This is a genomic window from Flavobacterium sp. TMP13 (genome assembly GCF_050847115.1).
In the GTDB taxonomy this organism is placed as follows: Bacteria; Bacteroidota; Bacteroidia; order Flavobacteriales; family Flavobacteriaceae; genus Flavobacterium.
On sequence record NZ_CP193656.1, the window covers coordinates 2,327,726 to 2,351,677 of the forward strand.

Sequence of the window (23,952 nt, forward strand, 5' to 3'; positions counted from 1 at the left end):
GATGAAAAATATATATAAAATTTGTTTTACAGTATCCAGTCTGTTTTTACTTGCACTTACAAGTTGTACCGATGACTTTTTAGAAAGACCTCCGTTGGATGTACCGGTGGATGCGAATTTCTACAAAACAGATCAGCAAGTTTTAGCTGGTTCGGCGTTATTGTACAACCAAGTTTGGTTTCAGTACAACTCAAATGCATCATGGAGTCTAGGAGATTTTAGAGGTGGGTCAGCAGTGTCATTGTACAACCACAAAGACATGGTTCGTTTTAATACAACTGCCAATACACAAGTGAATTACGATACTTGGAAGGCCTTTTTTAACGTAATTGCTCAAAGTAATACATTTATTGTTAACGTTCAAAAATATGCCGGACCAGATGTTAATCCTACTTTAATTAAGCAAACCGTTGCTGAAGCACGATTTATGAGAGCTGCAGCTTATAGTATGTTGACGATGAATTACGGTGCAGTACCTATTATTACCAATAATTTTACTTTGGTTGGAGACACTACTCAAGTTCGTAATACATCAGAAAGTGTATGGAAATTTATAACCAAAGACCTGCGTGCCGCAGCCGAAGATTTACCAGAAGCTGGACTACAAAAAGGAAGAGTAAGTAAATGGGCTGCCGAAGGAATGTTAGCCAGAACCTATTTAACTAGAGCGGGAATTGGTAAGACAGAAGGTTCGCGCAATCAAGTGTTTTTAGATTCAACTAAATACTATGCAGATCGCGTAATCAACCAAAGTGGTGCCAAGTTACAGCCTAAATATGCTGATTTATTTTTAACTAAAAATGAAAATAATTCTGAATCACTTTTTGCGTTGCAATGGGTATTTACAGGAAAATGGAGTTCAAGTACCAATACAACTGTTTCAGATCTAGCCTACAGTCCTTCGATTGCAAATGGAGATGGTTTTGGAGGAGATTTTACAGCGAGTTGGTGGATGCTTAGCAAATATGAAGGCATTGAGAAAGTTTCAGGAGAACCAAGCATTATGAAAGGGCGTACTATTGATCAACGTCTAAAAGCAAGTTATATGCTGCCGGGAGCTCATTATCCAGAAATAACCCAGACTTTAGAAACGGGAGATCAAGAATTGCGATTTCCGTATAACTCAGGAGATAAAATTAGTTACGCCTCTATTAAGAAATATGTAGTGGGTAAAACCCAAGACAATGATGGCTTAGCAGCATATCAAAGTTACGAGATAAATACGTACATGTTGCGTTTTGCCGAAATGTACTTGTTGTATGCAGAGGCTGCATTAGGTAATCAAACGAGCACGTCCGATGCAAAAGCGATGTCTTATTTTAATATGGTGCACACCAGAGCGGGATTAAATGCAGTTACAGATCCATTAACCTGGCAAAAAATATTTGACGAAAGAATTATCGAGTTTTCAATGGAAGGACAATCGTGGTATGACTTAGTTCGTCTGCACTATTACAATCCTCAAAAAGCGTATGATATTATTAGTAATCAAGATAGAGCAGCTTTTTATATTACACCAGACCGAATTCCAGATCCTAATTCATGGACGTTTACAAAAACTTCTTATGAAACGGTACGTAATTATCCAGCCAATGCGGGTAACTTCTTAATTCCTATTCCAGCAACTGAGTTGAGCCAAGCGCCTAATTTACGCAAACAGCCAGTAGATTATTATGCTGGAAAATAATTCCAATCTAAAAAAAGTAAGTATGAAAAATATAATAAAAACAACAATCGCTTTTTTAGTTATTCTTACGGCCACCATGGTTTCGTGTTCGTCTGAAGAAGCTGCAGTAAGCAGATCGCCTTACATTAGTTATGTACGTGTAACAGATCCAGTTTCTTCTGATTCCTTAATTGCATCAGCAGGACAAGGACAATTATTAGCTTTAATAGGAGGAAATTTGGCAAACACAGTCGAAGTTTGGTTTAACAACCGACAATCTTATCTTAAGCCTACTTTGGTGAGCAATAATTCAATTATTACCAACGTACCAAATAAAATTCCGACCGAAATTAATAACGAAATTAGATTGGTAGATAAATTTGGAGGCGTTTATACCTACAATTTTAAAGTAGATATTGGCAAACCATATCTAAAAGAAATGTTGAGCGAATACGTTCAGGTGGGTAAAATTGCTACTATAAAAGGAGATTACTTTTATGCACCTCTTACGGTTACTTTTACAGGAGGCGTATCGGTTAACCTAACTAGTATTGAAGATGAGAAAATTTTAAATGTAGAAGTTCCTGCAGGAGCGATGCCTGGACCAATAACGGTTACTAGCAATTTTGGTTCTACAATTTCAGATTTCTGGTTCCGTGACAATCGTAATATTTTTGTTAGTAGCGATCCTTTTAAGGGATATAGCGGCGCAGAATACGTGGTAACTACTCCGGGTTCTGATGCTCCAGTAGCAATTAACGGAAACTACATTCGCATCAACAAGGCGATTGGAGATTTTCAATGGACTCCTTTTGCCGAAGGTTCTCCACAAGATTTTGGTGCCGAAGGTAAAGCGATTCCTGATGCGGCGATTTTACATCCGGAAGATTATTATTTGAAATTTGAAATTAACACTCAGAAACCGTTTAACAACAATGGTATTAAACTGCAGGTTGCCATGGCAGACGGCATCGTTGCTGATAATCTTGCGTACTTTTGGAACCCTCCTTTTGATACTAAAGGTAAATGGGAAACAGTTGTCATTTCTTTTGATGAGGTTTTAAAGAAAATAACGCCAAAGGTAAGTGCACAAGGATATTTTGTTCGCTTATTAGTTCACGGTAAGGGTTCATTAGATGCAGATATGTCTTTTGATAATTTTAGAGTAGTACCAAAAAACTTGAATTTGAACTAATTAATTTTATCTAAAATAAAGAAACATGAAAAAATTAAATAAAAATAGTACCCTATTTATGGTAGTGGTTTTACTCATGACTGTAGTCTTTTTTGCTTCTTGCAGCAGTGATGATTCTAATGCAACAAGTGATGAAGTAACACTTTTAAGTTTTGGACCATCGGGTCAATTGCATGGTGCGAAAATCGAATTTATAGGTCATAATCTTGATCGTGTAACTTCGATAAAATTAGAAGGTGCTGAGGTTGCCAAAGCTAATTTTATAAGACAAAGCAGTGAGAAAATTGAATTGATCATTCCGATCGAAACTGTAGAAGGCAAAGCCATTTTAGTTTATGATGGAGGAGAAATTGTATCTAAAACAATTATAAGTTTTGATGTGCCTTTCATGATAAGCACTATCACACCCCAAGCAAAACCGGGTGAAAACATTACAATTACCGGAGAATATTTGAATTGGGTAAAATCCATAGTTTTTGCAGATGGTATTGAAGTTATCGAATTTGTCAGTAAAACGATGAATCAGTTGGTTGTAACAGTACCTTCGGATGCAAGAACAGGACCGATTCAAATTATTGGTGGAGGTACAGAATCGTACATGTTTAAATCTGAAAGTGATATAAAAATAACACTTCCAATGGTAACTTCGCTAAGTCCAGAAGCAGTTAAGCATACGGAAATGTTAACCATTTTGGGAACCGATTTAAATTTAGTAAAAAGCATACAGTTTGCAAACAGTGACGCAAGTGCTGCTTTCGAGAGTCAGTCTGCTACTAAAATTGTGGTAAAAGTACCCGTTATGGCAAAAGATGGTACACTTAAAATTACAGCATTTTCTGGCGTTGCTACAGAAACAGTACAAACAGTCAAAATTATTTTGCCTGTAATTACTAAGGCAGCACCGCAAGCGATTAGTGTAGGAGCAGAGTGGACACTCACAGGAACAGATTTGGACTTGGTGAAAGAAGTAATTATTCCTGGAGCTGCTGCTCCGACTACAGTTTTTGTAAGCCAATCGGCCACTAAAATTGTATTAAAAGTCCCAGAAGGTTCTTTTAATGGCGCGATTAAATTAAAAACGATCAATGGCTTTTTGATTGAAACGACCACCAAAATTGAAATTGCGGGTTTAACTGATATTCCTTTAGCGCGTGTCATTTTTGATGATGCGTACAAAAACGGATTCGGAGACTGGAGCTGGAACGAAAAAGCAATTCTATATACTACAGAAGTTAAAGAAGGCTCAAAATCGCTCCGTAAAAATTTCGCTAAAGATGGTTTGCGTTTTGGTGGTGGTAAAGTTTCAACCGAAGGAATGACTGAACTGGTGTTTTCTATTTATGGAGGAGAAGGACTCGCAAGTGATGGTAAATTAAGTGTCATGATTAACGAAAAATGGGGCATAACATCCGTTACAATTAAAACAGGACAGTGGACAGAGTTTGTTATTCCGTTATCAAGTCTTAAAGACCTTCCAAAACCAAATGAAATCAATGACTTAGCTTTTCAAAATGATTCGGGCTATATCATCATTGATAAAGTAGGTTTGAGATAATTAATTATTTAATAAAAATACATGAAGAAGAAAAGCAATACAAACGCTTTTCTTCTTTATCATTTTAAAATTTTATGTAAAATGAAGAATTTTAGTGTGTTGATTCTTGCAATTGTGCTTTTCGCATCTTGCAAAGACAAAAAAAGTGATGCAGTTTCTAATGAGTTGGCTCAAGCCGATGTGCTTTTAGAAAATTTAAAAAGCTTAACAAAAAAAGGAGTTTTATTTGGTCATCAAGACGACTTAGCGTACGGAAATGGTTGGGCTTACGAAGACGGTAATTCAGATGTTAAACGTGTTGTTGGCGATTATCCTGCAGTTTACGGCTGGGATTTAGGCCATATCGAATTAGGTGATACCATCAATCTTGATGGAGTTCCATTTAGTAAAATGAAGCAGTACGCTCTTGAAGTATACAAAAGAGGTGGAATTAATACATTCAGTTGGCACGGTACAAGCCCGTACAACAGAAAAACGGCTTGGGACACCACAGCAACGATCAAACACTTGCTAAAAGAGCCAAAATTTATGGCAGAATACCATAAGGACTTAGATAAGGTTGCAGAATTTTTAATTAGTTTAAAAGATGAAAATGGCAACACGATTCCAGTAATTTATCGCCCATTGCACGAACTAACAGGAAGCTGGTTTTGGTGGGGTAAAAAACAAACAAGTCCAGAAGATTTCAAGAAATTTTGGTGTCTTACTTTAGATTACTTAAAAAGTAAAGGAGTTACAAATGCTTTGTACGCCTTTTCAACTTCTGAAGTTAAAACTAAAGGAGAGTTTTTAGAGCGCTATCCAGGAGATCGTTATGTTGATATTATTGGTGTAGATGCCTATCACATGAGTTCTGTAGACGGAGCAACTTTTTCTCAAGGATTAAAAAAGACTTTAGCCATATTAAATGAAGTGGGTAAGGAACACAACAAATTAATGGCGTTAACTGAAATTGGTAGCGAGCAAATTCCTGATCCAAAATGGTGGACAGAAGTATTGTTTCCAACTATTGAAGAGGCAAATTTATCGTATGTTTTATTATGGAGAAACGGTCGACCAGACCATTATTACGTGCCGTATCCAGGACAAACTAGCGCCAAGGATTTTGAAGAATTTTATAAAAATCCGAAAGTATTATTTCAGAAAGAATTAACCGCCGAAAAAATTTACCAAAAGAAATAAGCGATTATGTGTTTGCAGCTGATTTGAAAGGATGCAGCATTTCATGCAGTTTATATTCAAACCACGAAAAATTCGAGAAAGCTATCCAACAGTTTATCGCTGGATTAGTTGAAATTAAATGATGGTGATACCCTTTCTTTTCAAAAAAGATAAAAACCAATATCAATGGAGAGCTTCTAAAAAAAGATAAGCTACGCTCGAACTTTCCTGCAAAATTATGAATCAAAAGATTTACCTGAAGTAAAAAATAACACAACATGAAACGACTTCTTCTCACAATTGTCATCCTTTGTTTTCTCACACCAAAACTAAGTAGCGCCGCTATAAAATTACCCAATCTAGTAAGTGATTATATGGTGTTGCAACGCGATGTTAAAATTCCTATTTGGGGTTGGGCGGATGTAGGAGAAAATGTTACGGTACAATTTTTAGGCGCCAAATATGAAACTAAAACAGGAAAAGATGGTAAATGGAAGTTAGAATTAAAGGCAGTTCCAGCTGGTGGACCTTTTGTTATGACGTTGGAAGGCAAGAATAAAATTACGTTGAATAACATTTTAATTGGCGATGTTTTTTTGGCAAGTGGCCAATCCAATATGGAATTTACGAACAACTCTTTAGAAAATAGTACTTCAGAGATTAGTAAAGCCCATTTTCCAAACATTCATTATTTTAAAGTTCCTATAAATGTGTCAAACACTGCAGTAGAGGATGTTGAAGGAAAATGGACTGCTGTAAGTCCAGAAAGTGCTGGAAATTTTTCGGCAGTCGCTTATTTCTTTGCGAAAGATTTATATCAAAAAAATAAAATTCCGATAGGAGTGATCGTATCATCATGGGGCGGTTCTAGTGCAGAAGGATGGACAGATCCAGAATCTTTACAACAGTTTCCAGAATTTAAAGAAGCTGTAGCCGATTTAAAAACGGGTAAGGATTGGCATAAAAGTTATATTGAGTACCAGAATAATATTAAGGCTTTTAAACAAAGCAATCGAGGAGTTGAATTGGGCGTGAACTTAAACCAGTATGCAGACGAAAGCTGGAGTATTACCGATTTTCCGTTTGAATTACAGAAAGTCGGCAGAGGTGATAAATATGGCAATTCGATTTGGTTTCGAAAAAAAATAGAACTGGATTCTAGCTTTGCTACAGAACAAATTTCATCTCTTTTTTTGGGAAAATTGAATGTTGATGTAAAGGTGTATGTAAATGGTACTGAAATTACAAACAGAGAAAATTCAGACGAAGGCACTACTTTTTTAATTCCTAAATATGTTTTAAAAAAAGGAAGCAATCAAATCGCAATTAAATTTTTTCAAATGTGGAGTGGCTTTATTGGCATGCCAGGGCAAGTAATTACTCTTAAAAACGAACTAGGTTTTAAAAAAGAGATTGTTGGCGATTGGAAATTTAATACTACAATTGAAAAAGAAACTCCAGCTCACATTTCCTTTAATTCTGTTCCAAGTACAATTTATAGCGCGATGATTGCTCCTTTGATTCCATATCCTTTGAAAGGAATTATTTGGTACCAAGGAGAATCAAATGCAGACAAACCCGAGCAATATCGTTCACTTTTTCCTGCGATGATAAAAGGTTGGCGTTCTAAGTGGAAATCAGAAATTCCGTTTCTTTTTGTACAGCTTGCCAACTACATGGAAAACCAAAAACAACCTGCTGATTATCAGTGGGCTGCTTTACGAGAAGCACAGAGTTTAGCCTTGCAATTGCCTAAAACAGGTATGGCAGTTACCATAGACATTGGCGATGTACATGACATTCATCCAAAAAACAAAAAGGATGTTGGTCAAAGATTAGCTTTAGCTGCTCAAAAAGTAATTTACAATGATCCAAAGATCATTTATTCTGGTCCGACTTTTTATAAAAAGCATATTGAAAATAATCAAATTAAAATAGAATTTAAGAATATCGGATCAGGTTTGCTGGTAAAAGATGACAAGCAAGAAGTAAAAGGTTTTGCGATTGCCGGAGAAGATAAAGTGTTTTATTGGGCAAAAGGCATTCAAAAAGGAAACACACTGCTTTTATATAGCGAAAGCGTAAAAAATCCAACGGAAGTTCGATACAATTGGGCCAACAGTCCAGACGGAAATATTTACAATAAAGAAGGTCTGCCTGCTGCGCCTTTTCGAACAGATAATTATCCGCTACATTTCGAAAAAAAGTAAAGACGCAATAGATTGATTAGAAATTGCTGGGCTTAAAATGTTCTTTTTTCCGAATGAATTGGCTGATTTAATTTTAATATAGACCAAACTAAATAACAAAGAAATGAAAAATTATTTAAAATCTTTAGGATTGTGTGCTGCCTTATTGGTGTTCTACAATTGTTCATCAAGTGGAGATGAACCTGTTGCACCGCCTGCAACGCAAAAAGCAATGGCTAGTATTGTTGCCACACTTGCAACGGCGATGGAGCCTGCGACAAATGGAGAGTTTACACTTAAATTATCTAAATCGGTTGCGACAGAAACAATTTTAAATTTAAAATTATCGGGTACTGCTAAAAATGGGGAAGATTATAAACTAATTGGAAGTACAATACTGATTCCAGCCAAAAGTACTTTAGTTGTGCTTCCGATAGAAATTTTAGCAGATCAAATTGTCGAAGGAGACGAGACGGTTGTAGCAACTATTAGCATCGATAATAATGCGAATGTTTTGCTTGGTACTGAAACCTCAGCAGTTATTACCATTAAAGATGGTGCTATCATTGTAGACTTAAAACCGGGAGAAACGAGATCGTATATGGTAGATAAAAATGCTACCGATGAGACCGTTGCTCTTTTTTATAATCTCAAAAAAATAGCAAAAACTTCTTTTATTTTAGGACAGCAAGATGCTATGATCAGTAACTATCAAACTGCTACTCCTGGAAATACAGATATTAAAAAGATTACTGGAAATGATCCTGGTTTAAACGGATTAGATTTTATGTTTATAACGGATGATCAAAATACGGGTGAAGAAGGAAATTGGTATTATGGTCAAGAAAAAATGATTATCGAAGGGGCAGTTAGAGCATATGATCGCGGAATGATCAACACCTTTAGCTGGCACATTAGAGAACCTTATGAAGGAAAAGTTTTTTCTACAGAAACAATGTCAGCAACTATCAAAAGTAAGGCTTTTAAAAGCATCTTGGTAGGCGGCGAGAATCATGAATATTACAAAAAGAAATTAGATAAAGTAGGTCAAGTTTTTAAAAATTTAAAAGGCTCTGATGGAAAATTGATTCCAGTAATTTTTAGACCATGGCACGAATTTGATGGGAATTGGTTTTGGTGGGGAGCAGCTTATTGTACACCAGCAGAATTTAAACAAAACTATCAATTTACGGTTACCTATTTGCGTGATGTTTTAGGAGTTAAGAATTTATTATTTGCTTTTTCTCCTGATCAAGGATGGAATTCTGAAAGTGAATATTTAAGTAGATATCCGGGAGATGCTTTTGTTGATGTATTAGGTTTTGATGATTATGAAGATTTTAAAAATAAAGGAGAATCAGGAGTTAATAATGCAAATAAAAAATTGCAAATCATTTCTAAATTAGCAAAAGAACGCGTTAAAATTGCTGCTTTAACGGAGACAGGATACATAATAAAACCTTCGGCACCTGCGACCTTTATTAGCAATTTATACACTAATAATTATTACAGAGCAATGACTGATAATAATATTGAGATTTCATATATGGCTTTCTGGAACAATGGTAGCGATTCCTATTCTACCCCAATTTCTAGTAGTCCGTATGAAAATGATTTTGTGCAATTTACTAGAAAGGACAAGGTTGTTTTACTAAACAAACTACCTAATATGTATAAACTACCGCAATAACGCAGATCAGTAATTAATTTTAAAAAGCCATTTCGTTTAGCGAAATGGCTTTTTTATTATGTCATCAATTAGGATTTTTTTCTACGATGTTTAAGCGACTTCTAGCACTTTTTATGAGAAATGAAACTAGTTGTAGCACTGATTTTACGCTATTTAAAAGTAGTTAATTTAGTGTCAAATGTATTTATGTTTTAAAGTTTCGTCATAAAAAAAACTTTATTGAAACGCATTTCAATAAAGTTTTAGTTTAAAAAATAATGATAGAAAAATTCTATTTGGAATCTTTTTTTAGCGCGTTGCTTTTTGCTGTAGTCCACTTTGATTGGTCATACATATTTCGTTTAGCTGCTTCTGGTTGCATTAAAATGGTCGAACTATTTACAAAGTTGTTCAATCCTTTTTTAGCTTCTTCTGAGCTCGCTCCATGCGCAACATACGGTGGGTTTCCCCAAGGTTGATTAATCCACGTTAACATCCACGCAATTTTGAAAGCGCGATCACTAGCCTGAATTTTTTCATCTATGTCTGACCACCAGTTTGGCTTTTGATCTGGACTGGTGATGCGATTACCTACTTCTGAAAATACAGGAATTTTATCATGTTTTAATGAGAAGTCACTCATTTCTTCCAACTGACTTACCATGTCATCAAAAGATCTGTAGCCTTCATTTCCTTGGTCGTACATATCTACTCCAACTACATCAACATATTTATCTCCTGGATAATATTTTTCTGTAAACGGCAAATTTGGCGACCATTCCCACAAAACATTATTAGTTCTCGCATTTACATAATCTACTGTAAACTGATACATTTTTATGTACGATTCAGCTCCACCATCTGCTTTGCTACCCCACCAAAACCAATTGCCGTTCATTTCGTGAAAAGGACGAAAAACAATAGGCATATTTAAGTCGTTGATAATCTTAATTGCTTTGTCCAATTCGGCTTTTAACCAAGTAACTTCGCCATTGCTATCATTCTGCTCACCAATATTATACATCAACAATTTATCTGATTCTTCAAATAGGGTAGAAGCATGATTTTTACTGTGCATGTGATAGTCGAATGTAATTACACAACCCAATTCGTAGGCTCTTTTTACAGCTTTGGTATGTCTTTCAACTTCCTCGGCGGTCTTCTGATTGTAATAGTCAAAGTCCTGCCCCAAAACAGCTGGGTGCTGCCCGGTGACCGTCTTTACATCCGATACATTTGGATCATCAAAATTGTTTTCGGGCCAACGGTAGCTATTAAAAAATTCTTGACCAAAAAGGACTTCTTTAGAGTCCCATGCTATTTCTTTTAAATTACCGTAAAGATTTTTTACTTTTTGAGTGGCCTTTGGATTAACTTGAGAGTTTGTTATTGTTGACAATGCTATGGCCGTAAACGATAATAGTATTTTATTTTTCATCTTTTAAATTAATTAGTTAGTTTTGTTTGCTACAGAAAATATAGACATGAATACTCATTAAAAAAAAATGATGGAGTTAAAAACGCCATCATTTTTTAGTTTGAATTTTTATCTATCGTCAATAGCTTGTATGAGTCGCTGTTGCTTTTGAAACTCTTAAAGAACGTTGGTCTGTGGGAGTAATTTTACACTATTTTTTAAGGAAATCATTGTGCTTTTTAATGATTTTTAAAGTAGAGGTATCACCCGAAAAAACGGAGTTAAAGCCTTGTGGCTCTTGTGGTGGATCTGTAGTTAAAGGATCTCCAGGATTCCATTTTCCTTCGGGATTAACAGCTTTTCCTTCTCCGCCAAATCCCCAAAAGTTTGCTCCTTGTAAGGGTCCATTATTATTTTTGCTTTCTAAAACTCTGCTAAAAACATAATCGTAAAAAATATCTCTGTATTTAACAGCTGTACCTACGGTTAATTTTTCGTGGTCTCTTGGCAAACCAAACTCTTCCACAATAATTGGTCGGTTGAGCGTAGTAGCAACTTCAATGTGCTCATCAATATATTTCTTAGCATTTTCTAGTGCCACAGGCATTGTTTTTTCAGCATCATTAGCATCAAACCATCTCCAGTTTTTTGGCCAGATGTGCATGGTTAAATAATCGATATTAGGATTTAAATGACTTTTCTCAAATACGTCAATACTGTCATTAGAGCCCGCTTTTCCTTCAGAACCTGTAGAAACTAAATGATTAGGATCTAAAGTTTTAATTAAATCTACAATAGTATTTATCCAAGTATTAAATTTAACTTCATTTTTTTGAGATAAGGGACGCGGTTCGTTTGCAACTTGCCAAGCCATAATAGTATTATCGTCGATATATTTTTTATTAGTATACGTATTTGTTCTTGCAATAATAAAACGAACGTAGTTGTTCAATGATTCCATGCAAGGCTCGCAGCTATGAAACTGTTCGGTATAGTTCATGAATTCAGACCATTTCACTCCATTGACATTGGGCACAGGAACGACGCCTTTTCCATTCCATTCTAGATATTGTGCTAATCCGCCGGACCATTCCCAGTTATTAGTTAAGTATAATACGGCGTACATTTTACGTTTGCCCATTTCTGCCAATAAAAAGTCTAAACCGTCAAGTAAGTCTTCGTCATATTTTCCTTCCTCGTATTGTAGCGCTGGACGAGCAGTCATATCATATTTTCCACCTTCTGCACCTACTAAAATTCGCAAATTATCAATGCCGTTTTTTTGCATTAAATCCAATTCACGAAGCAATCTTTTACGATCGCCTATTTTTTTAGAAGCCAGCATACTTCCGTACCAATAATTGGTTCCAATGTAAGCGTATTGTTTATCTCCCTTATAAAATTGAGTACCTTTTACCGTGATTTTTTCTTGTGCTTGACAAGAAATCATGATTGATAGTAAAAAAAGTCCACTTAATTTAAGCAATCCGTTTTTCATAATTTTTAATTTTTTATACGATTAATTAATTCGAGACAGGCTCGACTATTATGATACGGACATTTCCAGAAGCCCGCTTTGTCTTTTTTGATAAGCGAGTAGTCGCCGTTTATTCCCCAAAACCATTCTCCGTTTTTAGCGTCTAAAATATATTTTTTAATGAAATTCCAATTATTCAGAACAAGGTCTAGGTATTTTTGGTCATTAGTTAATTGATACGCATTGTAAAAACCGATCAAGGCTTCTGCTTGAACCCACCAATGTTTCTCTGCAATTAATTCGTTAGCTTCTGGATCAAATTCATACCATAAGCCACCATCAGTATCAATTCCTTCTTGGGTCGCCTCTGCCATTTTAAGGGCATGTTGCGTATAGGATTTAATTAGCTCTTTATTTTCAGTAATTTCGGAACATTGCAGCAAAAGCCACGCTGCTTCTATATCATGGCCGTATGAAATAACATCTGGTTTCTCGATCCAATTTTCATCAAAAAACAAATGTAAGTGACCCGTTTCTCTGTTGATAAAATGGGTTTCGATTGTGTTTAATAGTTCGACGGTGTCATTTCTAAGCGTCTCATCTTGCCAGACTTGGTACAAATTTGCATACGCTTCTACAATATGCAAATGAGTGTTCATGGTTTTTTTCTCGTTGGCATCTTTATCGCTCAAACGCAAGTCGTCTATGGGTTGCCAATCTCTTGTAAAAGCTTCCAGATAACCGCTGTTTATTGGATCATAACTGTATTTTTGAATTTTTAAATACAAATTTTTAGCAATGGATAATGCTTTTTCATTTGAACTAATCTTATAATATTCAGATAGTCCATAAATGGCAAACGCCAAGGCGTATATCTGATTTTTGGTATCTTTTGGACTGCAATCGGCATTGATACTCCAAAATAAACCGCCAAATTCTGCGTCATAAAAATAAGTTGACAGAAACTCAAAAGCTCGAGTGGCTAGTTCTTTGTGTTCTTTGTTATTGGTAGTCTGAAAAGCAGCTGAAAAGGTCCACAAAATACGAGCATGTAAAACAGAACCTTTTTCGGTTGCAAACAACTGGTTTTCGTCAGCATCGATTTGACCTATAAAGCCTCCATTTTTAGTATCAATGGTTTTTGTCGACCAATACTTTAATATGGAATTAAGTTCAAGTGATAGTTCTGATTTTAGTTGTATGGTTTTTTCTGACACAGTTATAATTATATAGCGTTATTTTTTTCAATTAAATTGATGATGGTCTGAACTGATCCAGCCGAAGTAAAAGTGTCTTCGGGTGCACTTGTCACGTAATCTAGTAATTGCTTAACAGAAGAAACGGCGACGTGCATTCTGGTATCTGATGACGCATAATAAATAAATACTTTTCCGTCATTGTCTACAATCCATCCATTCGAAAACAAGACATTCGAGACATCTCCAACTCTTTCAATTTCTTCAGGGGCCATAAAGTGCCCAGCAGGAACGTGAGTTACTTTTGTAATGTCTTTTAAATCAGTCATAAACATATACAAAGTGTAACGCAATCCAGCAGCAGTATTTCGAACACCGTGCGCTAGGTGCAACCAACCTTTATCTGTTTTAATTGGAGCAGGACCTAGCCCATTTTTTAGCTCATAAATAGTATGATATTGTTTGCTGAAAATAATTTTTTCTTCATTAACCACAGGGTTTGTCATATCTTCAATATACCCCAAACCAATTCCACCACCGTTACCTACATCGATAAAACCATCTTGTGGACGTGTATATAGTGCATATTTTCCGTTTACAAACTCTGGATGTAATACCACATTACGCTGCTGTCCAGTTTTCGAAATTAAATCGGGCAATCGTTCCCACTGTACCAAATCTTTCGAACGTACAATTCCGGCATTTGCAATTGCGGCACTAGTATCGCCTTTTGGTGCGTTTGGATCTTTGCGTTCGGTACAAAAAATACCGTAAATCCATCCATCTTCATGCTGAATCAAACGCATGTCGTACACGTTGGTATCGGGTTCGTTAGTTTGCGGAATCACACATGGCTTTTCCCAGAATTTAAAATTATCTATTCCGTTTGGACTTTCAGCAATCGCAAAAAATGATTTTCTGTCAATTCCTTCTACTCTTACGGCAAGAATATATTTGTCTTTCCATTTTAAAGCTCCAGCGTTAAAAGTGGCATTTATGCCAATTCGTTCTTCAAAAAACGGATTAGTAGTTTGATTAAAATCAAAACGCCAATCTAAAGGAATGTGACTTGCAGTGATCACGGGGTTAGTGTAACGCTCAAAGATTCCGTTTCCTACACATTTTTGCGGAGAATTTTTTTGCTCAACAAGTGCTGTGTGCTCTTTTTCTAATGCGACTTTTCTATCATGAAAAGCGGTTGTAGTAGTCATTGTTGTCATATCAATTGATTTCTATATCTCTTAATTAATTTGTTTGATTTCTTCTTTCATTTAGATCCTGCTCGATTACTTGTAGTTTTTCTTCGGATAAAGGATAAAATAAAATGAATAATACTGAAAATACTGCAGCAATTGCAGGTAATATGCTAAGCATAAGTTGAATACCGTTTTGAGTAAAAGCGCTTTGTTCTACATTGGCTTGAAAACCATAATAAGCTAAAAGCCAGCCTGTTCCAGCACCACCAATAGTCCAGCCAAATTTTTGTGACATCGATGAAGCCGAGAAAACCAAACCAGTTGCTCGTCGGCCTTGCTTCCATTCAGAATAATCGGCGCTATCGGCATACATAGACCAAATAAGCGGGAATATACTACCGGCACAAATGCTTATTAAAACCTGAAAAATCATAATTAGCATTACATCTTGTCTTCCAAAAAAGTAGAAAATCACACTTAGTATTGCCGCAAGTACCATCGCTACAAAAAAGGTTTTTTTCTTTCCAATTTTGTTTGCAATTGGGGTGGCAATAATTACTCCGATGATGTTTGCTGCTTGACCTAAAACCAAGTATATTGATGTAGGTGTCATGTGAAAATCGCTTCCAAATAAGTTGAAATCAAAATTTTCAGCACTATTGATAAAATATTTAAAGTAGTAAATTGCCGCACCATCTCGTATCGAATTAAATACTAATGCTGCGATTCCTGCTCCCAATAAAATCCACCATGGTTTGTTTGCTAATAAATCTTTTAAATCTTGTTTTAAGTTATTTTCTTCGTTTGCAATTGGTTTAACTCGTTCTTTTGTGAAGAAAAAACAGCCCCAAAAAAATACAGTTGTTATTACTCCAAAAATACTTATTGCAGCTAACCACCCTGTTTTCGAATTAAGACTTCCGCCAAAATAAGTAACCAAAGGTTCGATAAGCCAAAGCGCTAATAGACTTCCTCCAAATGCAAATACCATTCGGTACGATGAAAGCGTGTTTCTTTCCTTTCGATCCGAAGACATAACTCCTAATAATGATGCATAAGGCACGTTAATCAAAGAATAAATCATCATCATAGCAGAATAGGTGATGTAGGCATAAATGATTTTTCCTTTTTCATCAAAATCAGGAGTATAAAAAGTAAGCACTCCAATAATGGCAAATGGAATAGCAGTCCACAAAAGATACGGTCTAAATTTTCCCCATTTTGTTTTGGTACGATCGGCAATAATACCCACCACAGGATCAAAACATGAATCCCAAATACGTGTAATTAAAAACATTGTACCTACAACAGCCGGCGCTAGGCCAAAAACGTCTGTGTAAAAAAACAAAAGATACATGCTAAATATTTTCCAAAACATTGAAGATGCAGCATCTCCAAGACCGTAGCCAATTTTTTCTTTTAATGTAATTTTGTTTTCCATTTTTTAATTTTTGGGTTTTAAGCAGGTTGGTATTTTATTTTGATTGAAGCTCTATAAAAGAGATAAAAATTGCAATAATATTTTTTTGTCAAAATTCAGTCATGTACATTATAAACGGCTATACTTTGTTAAAAATCAATATTAACTTTTTAACATTTCTTTTATTATTGTCATTTTTTTTACGAGACTAGTAATTAAATTCTTTATACTTTAAGTTTTCAAAGATAATAGTATGTTAGTTTAGCGATTAATATTAAATTATCAATTATATATCATATTATTGCAAAACGTATACTTTCATTAATAAAATAATTATAAGATGACTAAATCTGAGAATTTTTACCGAGAAATTGCACCACTTTCTTCTGAAGATAGTTTTTTGGTTTTTGATCGAATAAAAGATAGTTTTGATTTTCCGGTGCACTATCATCCTGAGTTCGAAATAAATTTTATCTTAAATGCAAAAGGAGTAAAGCGAGTAGTAGGAGATCATATTGATGAGATTGGCGAAATTGAACTAGTTCTTATCGGCCCAAATTTGTACCACGGTTGGCAACTTCATAAATGTAAGAGCGAAAAAGTTCATGAAATAACGATTCAATTTCATAATGATCTATTTCCAGAAAAATTGCTGTCGCGCCGAATCTTGGCACCAATTAATGAAATGTTTAATCGTTCGATTCATGGAATTTTGTTCTCTGAGAAAACAGCACAAGACTTAATGCCACGCTTGATCAAACTGTCTAAGATGGACGGAATGGATTACTTTTTAGAAATTACTTCCATTCTATACGATTTAGCCATTTCAAGAAATCAGCAATTACTGTCAAGCTACACTGTAGATTATGATAAGTTTGAAGATTATGATAAAATGAAAATAATCTACGAATACGTTCAAGAGAATTTTTCTGAAAAAATTACGCTCGAAGACATATCTAAAATAGCCAACATGTCTACTATTTCTTTCAATCGATTTATCAAAAAACGAACTGGTAAAACGTTAGTTAATTACTTAAATGAAATTCGTATAGGTTATGCTGCGCGCTGGTTGGTAGAAAACGACATGAGTATTTCTGAAGTAGCATACAAGTCTGGATTTAATAATATTGCTAATTTTAATAGAACATTCAAATCCATTAAAAAATGTACGCCAAGTCAGTACAAAGAGGAGTTTTTTGGAGTGAAAAGAATTTTATAGCATTATATTTTTATTTAAAACTCTAATCAGAATTTTTAGATATTGTTTTAATAAAGAAGCCTATAAAGTCCGCTTAAGAAGTTTTTTAATTGAATATTTAAAATTTATTTTCTATGCGGTTTGAATCCGGTCAAGTCACCCTAACAAGACAAACAAACTACGTGTATTTATAGGTTTAAATTTATAAATTATACGGAAAAGGCATAAAAAAATCCCATTTCGTAATGAAATGGGATTTTAGTTTTGTGACCTTGACTGGATTCAAACCAGTAACCTCTTGAGCCGTAATCAAGTGCGCTATTCAGTTGCGCCACAAGGCCTTAATGCGGGTGCAAATATAGGGATAATTATGTGATTTCAAAGAATAAATTTGAATTATTATCAAAAAAGTTACGCTTTTTTTATATTGATTTGAAAGTCAGTATTTTGTATAAATGAATTTTCTGGTAATTATTTTATTTTTAAGATCCTTTACGCGTGAAACCATCTTATACTAATATGTTTGGTAATTACGTGCGTTTTTTTTAATTGGTCTTTTTGTAATTTAAAACGGCCCAAGTATTAAAAAAGAGTGCAAAACAAAACATAATTAAAAAATGTTTCTTTAAGTCAGCAAATTGACTTCCTTTAAGAACAACCATTCGCATTACTTCGATAAAGTAAGTTACTGGATTTAAATTTGCAATTATCTTAGCCCATTCAGGCATACTTTCGATAGGCGTAAACAAGCCACCCATTAACATAAATACCATCATACAAAAAAAAGCGAGTGACATGGCTTGTTGCTGCGTTTCAGAATAGGTTGAGATTAAAAGACCAATTCCTAAAATATCGACTAAAAATACTGCCAAATATCCGTATAGTAACAACACACTGCCCAGCGGAACAATGCCGTAAATGAGACGAGCGACGATAAATAGACCAACGGTAAAAACCACGTTTCCAATGATCCAAAACGGAATTAATTTTCCTAGAATAAAGTAGATTTTCTTGATTGGTGTAACGTTTATTTGCTCAATGGTGCCAATCTCTTTTTCTTTTACAATGTTTAGCGCGCACATATAAACCGCAATCATCGTTACCAAGGTCGCGAGGATTCCCGGAACCATAAAATAACTGTAGTTCAATAATGGGTTGTACCAATTGGATGGCACAATTTCTATAATTTGCGTGTTTGAAGGTATCGATTGTTGTCGCCAGTCCAAACGAATTTCAGCATTAAAGTCTGCAATAATTCGGGCCAAATATGCGCCGCCCAAATTGGCTTTGGTTCCGTTGATCGCATTGACCGCAATGAATAATTTTTGACTTCCTTCTCGACTCAACTCTTTTTCGAAATTTTTTGGTATTTCTAAAATTAAATCGGCTTTGTCACTTTCAATTTGCTCAAAAGCACCGTTGAATGAATTGCCGTAATCAGACAATACAAAATAGCCTGAAGCCGTTATTTTATTTATTAGTTTTTGAGAATAAGTCGAATGCTCGTGATCAACAATAGCAATATTGATGTTCTTAATTTCGTAATCTGCCGCCAAAGGCATCACCAAAAGCTGAATGATAGGCGCCAAAAAAATCATCGGTAATAAGGCTTTATCCCGAAAAATTTGTTTGAATTCTTTTTGCAATAAAAAAAACAATACTCTCATTCTAGTCTGATTTTAAATTTTTTAAAACTCACAAATAATAAAAACACCGTCATGCCGATCAAGATCAATGTTTCTTTCCATATCGCCGTAATTCCCAATCCCTTAATCATAATCGATTTTACGATGATGTAATACCATTTGGACGGAATTATATTGGTCATAAACTGCAAAGGCAGTGGCATATTCTCGATAGGAAACATAAAACCAGTCAATAGCATCGTCGGAATTAACATGCCCATCAGCGAAATAAGCATCGCCGACTGTTGCGAATTGGTCAAAGTCGAAATTAGCAATCCGAGTGACAAGGCGCACAGTATAAATAAGCTACTTTCAAAGATCAATAAAATAATGCTGCCGTTGATGGGCATTTCTAGCAAGTAAACGCTCATTATTAAAATGATAATCAAGTTTAAAACGGATAATAGAAAATAAGGCACCGCTTTTGAAATTATAATCAAAAATGGATTGAGCGGAGAAACGAGTAAAACTTCCATAGTGCCCATTTCTTTTTCGCGAACTATAGAAACAGAAGTCATCAATACGCAAACCAACAACAATACTAATGCCATCACGCCAGGAACAAAATTAGGAGCACCTTTTAATTCCGGATTGTACAACATGCGCATTTCTGGAATGATTTGAAACGGTATTTTCTGATTCGAATTAATCTCTTGCTGATAATTGATAATTATTTGCGAAGCGTAATTGGTTAAAGCGGTTGCTGTATTTGGGTCAGAAGCGTCAGCAATGATCTGAATTTGTGCTTTATTGAGATGCGATAAATCCCTGTTGAAGTTGGCTGGAAAAATAATGGCTAATTTAATCTCACCGGTTTTAAAGGCATCTTCAACCTCCCGGTGCGACATTATTGATTGTTCCACAATAAAGCTCGAATTGGCTGCGAGTTTGTTAGTTATGGCTCGCGAAGCCACATCATTTGCATAATCGCAAACTACAATTTTAGAATTTTTAATTTCGTTGGTTAAGGCAAATCCAAACAGTGTAATCATGGTGATTGGCAATCCAAAAAGCATGATCAATGTTTTGCTGTCCCGAAAAACGTGGTGAAATTCTTTTTTTATAAAAATAATAAACTCTTTCATATCGCTATTATTTAATCGGCTTTTCGTTGTGCGCCTCTGGCAAGTTCAAAAAAAACATCGTCCATTGACGTCGCATTGTATTCTTTTTTTAAATTTTCTGGCGTGTCAAGCGCAACAATTACTCCATCTACCATCATCGAAATCCGGTTGCAATATTCAGCTTCATCCATATAGTGCGTGGTTACAAAAACGGTTATCCCACGATCTGCCGCTTCATAAATTAAATCCCAAAACTGCCGTCTAGTTACTGGATCTACGCCGCCAGTGGGTTCGTCTAAAAACACAATTTGAGGCTCGTGCAATATCGCTACCGAAAAAGCCAATTTCTGTTTCCAACCCAACGGTAATTCGCGTACGAGTTTTTTAGATTCAGAGGTTAGACCTAATTTTGCAATTAATTCTTTACTTTTTTCTCTAATTTGTTTGAACGACAGACCATATATTCCACCAAAAAATCGAATATTTTCTATCACGGTCAAATCTTCATAAAGCGAAAATTTCTGACTCATGTAGCCAATGTTTTTTTTAATTGATTCGGTTTCTTTATAAATATCAAATCCTGCAATAGTAGCTTGACCAGACGAAGGCTTAGATAAGCCACAAAGCATTCTAATCGCCGTTGTTTTTCCCGCACCATTTGCACCCAAAAACCCAAAAATTTCGCCTTTGTAAACATCAAAACTAATTTCATTTGTAGCAATAAAATCACCAAAGCGTTTGGTCAGTTTTTCAGTATGCAGTACAACTTCGTTTGTCATTTTACGCTTGCATTAGTTTGATGAAACAATCTTCGATAGTTGGTTCAATTTGTTTTATTTCAATTGAATTGTAATCACTTCTTTCTAAATGCTGCCTTAATATTTCAACATTATTTAGCGCTTCATTCTTAAAAATAACATGATGAAATTCACCAAACGAATAGCAACTTAGAACTATTTCGTGTGCCTTTAACTCTTTTAACAAAGCACTCATTTGAGAACCTTTTACGGCAAATATTTCTTCAGAAAATTGTTTAATAATAGTATTGGGCGTGTCAATCGACATTATTTTTCCAGATTGTAGTAATGCAATTCGGTCGCATAATGTCGCTTCGTCCATGTAAGGCGTCGACACCAATATGGTAATTCCTTGTTGCTTCAAACGTTGCAACATTTCCCAGAATTCCTTCCTAGAAACTGCATCAACGCCTGTGGTTGGTTCATCCAGAAATAAAACAGTTGGCTTATGAATTAAAGCGCAACACAGGGCTAATTTTTGCTTCATTCCGCCTGATAAATTGCCGGCCCGTCGGTGTTTGAAAGGTGCTATTTGGACGTATATTTCTTCAATTAATTCATAATTTTCTTCAATTGAAGTATTGAAAATAGTAGCAAAAAATTTTAAATTCTCTTCGACGGTGAGATCTTGATACAAAGAGAATTTCCCTGGCATGTAACCGACTCTTTTTCTAATTTCTTTGTAATCTGTAGTAGTATCTAATCCATTGATAGTTGCTGATCCATGATCTGGAAGTAATAAAGTTGTTAAGATTCTAAAAATGCTTGTTTTGCCGGCACCATCTGGACCAATTAGTCCAAAAAGCTCTCCTTTTTTTACAGAAAAAGAAACCGAATCAACCGCTAGAACCGATTGCTTGTTGTACGTTTTTGTAATGCCATTTACAATTACATCATCCATGGGATTAAAATTTAATTTCGCCGTACATACCAATTTTATAGCGCCCGTCATTTTTTACTTTGACTTTAATGGCATAAACTAAATTCGCCCTTTCATTTTTGGTTTGAATGGTTTTTGGCGTAAACTCTGCCTTGTCATTTATCCAAATAATTTTGCCTTCGGTTTGATGAAACCCACCATTTCCATCGTCCGTGCTCACCGTTACTACTTGATTCAATTTTACGATAGGAAGTTGGTTGCCAGTTATGTAAACGCGCAAGATAATGGTGGATAGATCGGCTATTTTGTACAACTGTTTTCCAGGAGTGGCCATTTCATTTACCTCGGTATATTTGCTCAAAACGGTACCATTTACTTCATTAATAATTTGGCACTTTTGCAGTTGGTCATTCAGTTGATCAATCTGAATGCGCAGCGGGTTTGCATCTTGATCCATTCCGCTTCTCGTTATGTTCAAAGTCGATTTTTGGGCTTCAATTTGCTTGTTAATAACTGAAATTATTGCTTTGCTGTCATCTACTTGTTTGGCAGTTGCTGCGCCAGCTTCATACAAATTGGCAACCCTGTTTTTTTCGTATACCGCAGTTCTCAGCTGCTCGTTATAAGCTGCCAATTGCGCATTAATATTTGGTTTTTTTTCTAATAAGGCGGAAATCTGCTTTTGAAGTTGTACTTTTTTCAAGTATAATTGTGTGCTGTCAATAAACCCAATATATTGGTTTACTTTTAATTCTTGTCCTTCTTCCAACTGTAATTCTTTGATAACGCCAGTCGCTTGCGCTGAGATTATAGTTTCTTCGGCCTCAAATGTTCCCGAAGCATCAAATTCTGGCGCGTTGTTTTTACAACTCGTTACAAGGACAAAAAATATAATAAGAGAAAATAACTTTTTCATTGCATTTGGATTTAGTTTCCAGTTAAATTTTGAATTTCATGTTGAGTAGCAATCAGCTGTACTTCATGTATTTTCAGTGCTTGCTTGGCTTGTGTTTCTGCGTTTTTCTCAATTAGATAAGTTGTTGCAGTTGCAATTCCGTTGTCTAATTCTACCGCAGCTACTTTTGAAATGCTGTTTCTTAAAAGAACAATTTGCTTGTCTTTTTCAATCATTTCAGTTAATTGAGAAACAGTCGCATCCAAGCTTAGTTTTTGCGCTTGCAGGTTTGTCGTCAATACTTTTTTTTGCACTTCAATGCTTTCTGTCGCATACTCAGTTGTTTTTTTATCTTTATTTAAGGTGTAAAAACTAGAAATATCCCAATTGACGCGCGCTCCCACAATATAAAAAGTGTCAAAGTCGTCATTGAGCATATTAAGTCCTGGTCTTCCGTAACCGCCTTGACCAAACAAACTGAGCTTTGGTAATGTGCCATTTGTGGATAACTGTTCTTTTTTATTTAAGCTGTTTTTCTGAATTTCATAATTTTGAAATTCTAATCTTTTTGAAAAATCGTTTTCGATTGCATTTATTGCGGCAGGCGTTTCTAAGTCGGTATTGTCATTAATTTCAAGTCCAGAAAATAATGAAATTACTGCTAAAGCCGCTTTTTTATTGTAGTGATTCTGAATTAAATTTTGATCTAGTTTTAGCAGTTCCACTTTCAAAATATCGATTTGACTTTGCCTTACTGTGCCAAATTTCAGTCCCGCTTCTTGTACTTTAATGCGTTCGCTAATTTCTGCTTTACTGGTTTCTAAAACGCTTGCATTCTCTTGTGCTAACAATGCAGTAAAGAAAAATTTTTGGGTTTGAAGTCGAATCTTCCTGATTTCAATTTCAACTGCATTTGTATTTACTTGCATTGACAACTCTTGCATGTCGTTTTTAATATTGGTCATTCCGCCATCGTACAACGTCTGATTCAGATCAAGATATGCTTTGTATTGGTCTTTGCTAATGGGACTCATTCCGAAACCAGCTACGCCCGAATTAAAAGAAGTTACATCAGATTGGTAAGAAGCCTGCCCTTTTACCGAAATTTGCGGCAACCATTGTGCATTGTTGCGGGTTATGGCAATCGAATTAATTTCTTTTTCAATGTCTTTTTGTTTCAATAAAGGATAATTTTTATTGACGTTTGCCAGACAGGTTTGTAAATCAAGTTGCTGTGCAGTAGCGTTAAAAGCAAGGTTGAAAAGGAATACAATTGTTATTATTTTTCTCAT

The 23,952-nt window shown here is 35.3% G+C and carries 18 protein-coding genes and 1 tRNA gene; 7 read left to right on the forward strand and 12 right to left on the reverse strand.

The window, feature by feature from the left end:
- The first annotated feature begins 1 nt into the window (after position 1).
- From ACRASX_RS10100 to ACRASX_RS10125, 6 genes are all read left to right on the forward strand, one after another.
- Positions 2 to 1,687, forward strand: a complete 1,686-nt coding sequence (locus ACRASX_RS10100; protein ID WP_432221122.1) for a RagB/SusD family nutrient uptake outer membrane protein — start codon at positions 2 to 4, stop codon at positions 1,685 to 1,687.
- Between the two features lie 22 nt (positions 1,688 to 1,709).
- Positions 1,710 to 2,861: a glycan-binding surface protein gene (locus tag ACRASX_RS10105; RefSeq protein WP_432221123.1), complete on the forward strand. Its 1,152-nt coding sequence runs from the start codon at positions 1,710 to 1,712 to the stop codon at positions 2,859 to 2,861.
- Positions 2,862 to 2,886: 25 nt separating this feature from the next.
- A complete protein-coding gene (locus tag ACRASX_RS10110; RefSeq protein WP_432221124.1) occupies positions 2,887 to 4,416 on the forward strand; it encodes a hypothetical protein in 1,530 nt (509 codons plus the stop codon).
- An 81-nt stretch (positions 4,417 to 4,497) separates the two neighbouring features.
- On the forward strand, positions 4,498 to 5,598 hold the full coding sequence (locus tag ACRASX_RS10115) for a glycoside hydrolase family 26 protein (RefSeq protein WP_432221125.1): 1,101 nt from the start codon (positions 4,498 to 4,500) through the stop codon (positions 5,596 to 5,598).
- 257 nt (positions 5,599 to 5,855) lie between these two features.
- Positions 5,856 to 7,787: a sialate O-acetylesterase gene (locus tag ACRASX_RS10120; RefSeq protein WP_432221126.1), complete on the forward strand. Its 1,932-nt coding sequence runs from the start codon at positions 5,856 to 5,858 to the stop codon at positions 7,785 to 7,787.
- A 103-nt stretch (positions 7,788 to 7,890) separates the two neighbouring features.
- On the forward strand, positions 7,891 to 9,456 hold the full coding sequence (locus ACRASX_RS10125) for a glycosyl hydrolase (protein WP_432221127.1): 1,566 nt from the start codon (positions 7,891 to 7,893) through the stop codon (positions 9,454 to 9,456).
- Between the two features lie 271 nt (positions 9,457 to 9,727).
- Here ACRASX_RS10125 and ACRASX_RS10130 read toward each other — a convergent pair whose 3' ends face one another.
- From ACRASX_RS10130 to ACRASX_RS10150, 5 genes are all read right to left on the reverse strand, one after another.
- Positions 9,728 to 10,873, reverse strand: a complete 1,146-nt coding sequence (locus ACRASX_RS10130) for a glycoside hydrolase family 26 protein (protein ID WP_432221128.1) — start codon at positions 10,871 to 10,873, stop codon at positions 9,728 to 9,730.
- Positions 10,874 to 11,063: 190 nt separating this feature from the next.
- Positions 11,064 to 12,350 (reverse strand): glycoside hydrolase 5 family protein, encoded by a 1,287-nt coding sequence (locus ACRASX_RS10135; protein ID WP_432221129.1) that lies wholly within the window; start codon positions 12,348 to 12,350, stop codon positions 11,064 to 11,066.
- Between the two features lie 5 nt (positions 12,351 to 12,355).
- Positions 12,356 to 13,546 (reverse strand): AGE family epimerase/isomerase, encoded by a 1,191-nt coding sequence (locus ACRASX_RS10140; RefSeq protein ID WP_432221130.1) that lies wholly within the window; start codon positions 13,544 to 13,546, stop codon positions 12,356 to 12,358.
- A gap of 8 nt (positions 13,547 to 13,554) precedes the next feature.
- Positions 13,555 to 14,745: a glycoside hydrolase family 130 protein gene (locus ACRASX_RS10145; protein WP_432221131.1), complete on the reverse strand. Its 1,191-nt coding sequence runs from the start codon at positions 14,743 to 14,745 to the stop codon at positions 13,555 to 13,557.
- A gap of 25 nt (positions 14,746 to 14,770) precedes the next feature.
- Positions 14,771 to 16,162: an MFS transporter gene (locus tag ACRASX_RS10150; protein ID WP_432221132.1), complete on the reverse strand. Its 1,392-nt coding sequence runs from the start codon at positions 16,160 to 16,162 to the stop codon at positions 14,771 to 14,773.
- Between the two features lie 319 nt (positions 16,163 to 16,481).
- On the opposite strand from ACRASX_RS10150, the gene ACRASX_RS10155 reads away from it, so the two are divergent.
- Positions 16,482 to 17,360, forward strand: a complete 879-nt coding sequence (locus tag ACRASX_RS10155) for an AraC family transcriptional regulator (protein ID WP_432221133.1) — start codon at positions 16,482 to 16,484, stop codon at positions 17,358 to 17,360.
- A 246-nt stretch (positions 17,361 to 17,606) separates the two neighbouring features.
- On the opposite strand, the gene ACRASX_RS10160 is transcribed toward ACRASX_RS10155, so the two are convergent.
- The 7 genes from ACRASX_RS10160 to ACRASX_RS10190 all read right to left on the reverse strand — a co-directional run bounded on the left by ACRASX_RS10160 (position 17,607) and on the right by ACRASX_RS10190 (position 23,952).
- Positions 17,607 to 17,680 (reverse strand) — tRNA-Arg (locus tag ACRASX_RS10160).
- Positions 17,681 to 17,884: 204 nt separating this feature from the next.
- A complete protein-coding gene (locus tag ACRASX_RS10165; RefSeq protein WP_432221134.1) occupies positions 17,885 to 19,006 on the reverse strand; it encodes an ABC transporter permease in 1,122 nt (373 codons plus the stop codon).
- Positions 19,003 to 20,109 (reverse strand): ABC transporter permease, encoded by a 1,107-nt coding sequence (locus ACRASX_RS10170; protein WP_432221135.1) that lies wholly within the window; start codon positions 20,107 to 20,109, stop codon positions 19,003 to 19,005. The genes ACRASX_RS10165 and ACRASX_RS10170 overlap by 4 nt, the downstream gene beginning before the upstream one ends.
- 11 nt (positions 20,110 to 20,120) lie before the next feature.
- Positions 20,121 to 20,867: an ABC transporter ATP-binding protein gene (locus ACRASX_RS10175; protein WP_432221136.1), complete on the reverse strand. Its 747-nt coding sequence runs from the start codon at positions 20,865 to 20,867 to the stop codon at positions 20,121 to 20,123.
- Position 20,868: 1 nt separating this feature from the next.
- Positions 20,869 to 21,786 (reverse strand): ABC transporter ATP-binding protein, encoded by a 918-nt coding sequence (locus ACRASX_RS10180; protein ID WP_432221137.1) that lies wholly within the window; start codon positions 21,784 to 21,786, stop codon positions 20,869 to 20,871.
- Positions 21,787 to 21,790: 4 nt separating this feature from the next.
- On the reverse strand, positions 21,791 to 22,681 hold the full coding sequence (locus tag ACRASX_RS10185) for an HlyD family secretion protein (RefSeq protein WP_432221138.1): 891 nt from the start codon (positions 22,679 to 22,681) through the stop codon (positions 21,791 to 21,793).
- Between the two features lie 11 nt (positions 22,682 to 22,692).
- The gene (locus ACRASX_RS10190) at positions 22,693 to 23,952 is read right to left on the reverse strand and encodes a TolC family protein (RefSeq protein WP_432221139.1); all 1,260 of its coding nucleotides are present in this window, start codon (positions 23,950 to 23,952) and stop codon (positions 22,693 to 22,695) included.

Excerpts from the sequence above, each read along its gene's own strand:
- ACRASX_RS10100 (WP_432221122.1), top strand. The coding sequence starts at position 2 with ATGAAAAATATATATAAAATTTGTTTTACAGTATCCAGTCTGTTTTTA.
- ACRASX_RS10105 (WP_432221123.1), top strand. The coding sequence starts at position 1,710 with ATGAAAAATATAATAAAAACAACAATCGCTTTTTTAGTTATTCTTACG.
- ACRASX_RS10110 (WP_432221124.1), top strand. The coding sequence starts at position 2,887 with ATGAAAAAATTAAATAAAAATAGTACCCTATTTATGGTAGTGGTTTTA.
- ACRASX_RS10115 (WP_432221125.1), top strand. The coding sequence starts at position 4,498 with ATGAAGAATTTTAGTGTGTTGATTCTTGCAATTGTGCTTTTCGCATCT.
- ACRASX_RS10120 (WP_432221126.1), top strand. The coding sequence starts at position 5,856 with ATGAAACGACTTCTTCTCACAATTGTCATCCTTTGTTTTCTCACACCA.
- ACRASX_RS10125 (WP_432221127.1), top strand. The coding sequence starts at position 7,891 with ATGAAAAATTATTTAAAATCTTTAGGATTGTGTGCTGCCTTATTGGTG.
- ACRASX_RS10130 (WP_432221128.1), bottom strand. The coding sequence starts at position 10,873 with ATGAAAAATAAAATACTATTATCGTTTACGGCCATAGCATTGTCAACA.
- ACRASX_RS10135 (WP_432221129.1), bottom strand. The coding sequence starts at position 12,350 with ATGAAAAACGGATTGCTTAAATTAAGTGGACTTTTTTTACTATCAATC.
- ACRASX_RS10145 (WP_432221131.1), bottom strand. The coding sequence starts at position 14,745 with ATGACAACAATGACTACTACAACCGCTTTTCATGATAGAAAAGTCGCA.
- ACRASX_RS10150 (WP_432221132.1), bottom strand. The coding sequence starts at position 16,162 with ATGGAAAACAAAATTACATTAAAAGAAAAAATTGGCTACGGTCTTGGA.
- ACRASX_RS10155 (WP_432221133.1), top strand. The coding sequence starts at position 16,482 with ATGACTAAATCTGAGAATTTTTACCGAGAAATTGCACCACTTTCTTCT.
- ACRASX_RS10165 (WP_432221134.1), bottom strand. The coding sequence starts at position 19,006 with ATGAGAGTATTGTTTTTTTTATTGCAAAAAGAATTCAAACAAATTTTT.
- ACRASX_RS10170 (WP_432221135.1), bottom strand. The coding sequence starts at position 20,109 with ATGAAAGAGTTTATTATTTTTATAAAAAAAGAATTTCACCACGTTTTT.
- ACRASX_RS10175 (WP_432221136.1), bottom strand. The coding sequence starts at position 20,867 with ATGACAAACGAAGTTGTACTGCATACTGAAAAACTGACCAAACGCTTT.
- ACRASX_RS10180 (WP_432221137.1), bottom strand. The coding sequence starts at position 21,786 with ATGGATGATGTAATTGTAAATGGCATTACAAAAACGTACAACAAGCAA.
- ACRASX_RS10185 (WP_432221138.1), bottom strand. The coding sequence starts at position 22,681 with ATGAAAAAGTTATTTTCTCTTATTATATTTTTTGTCCTTGTAACGAGT.
- ACRASX_RS10190 (WP_432221139.1), bottom strand. The coding sequence starts at position 23,952 with ATGAGAAAAATAATAACAATTGTATTCCTTTTCAACCTTGCTTTTAAC.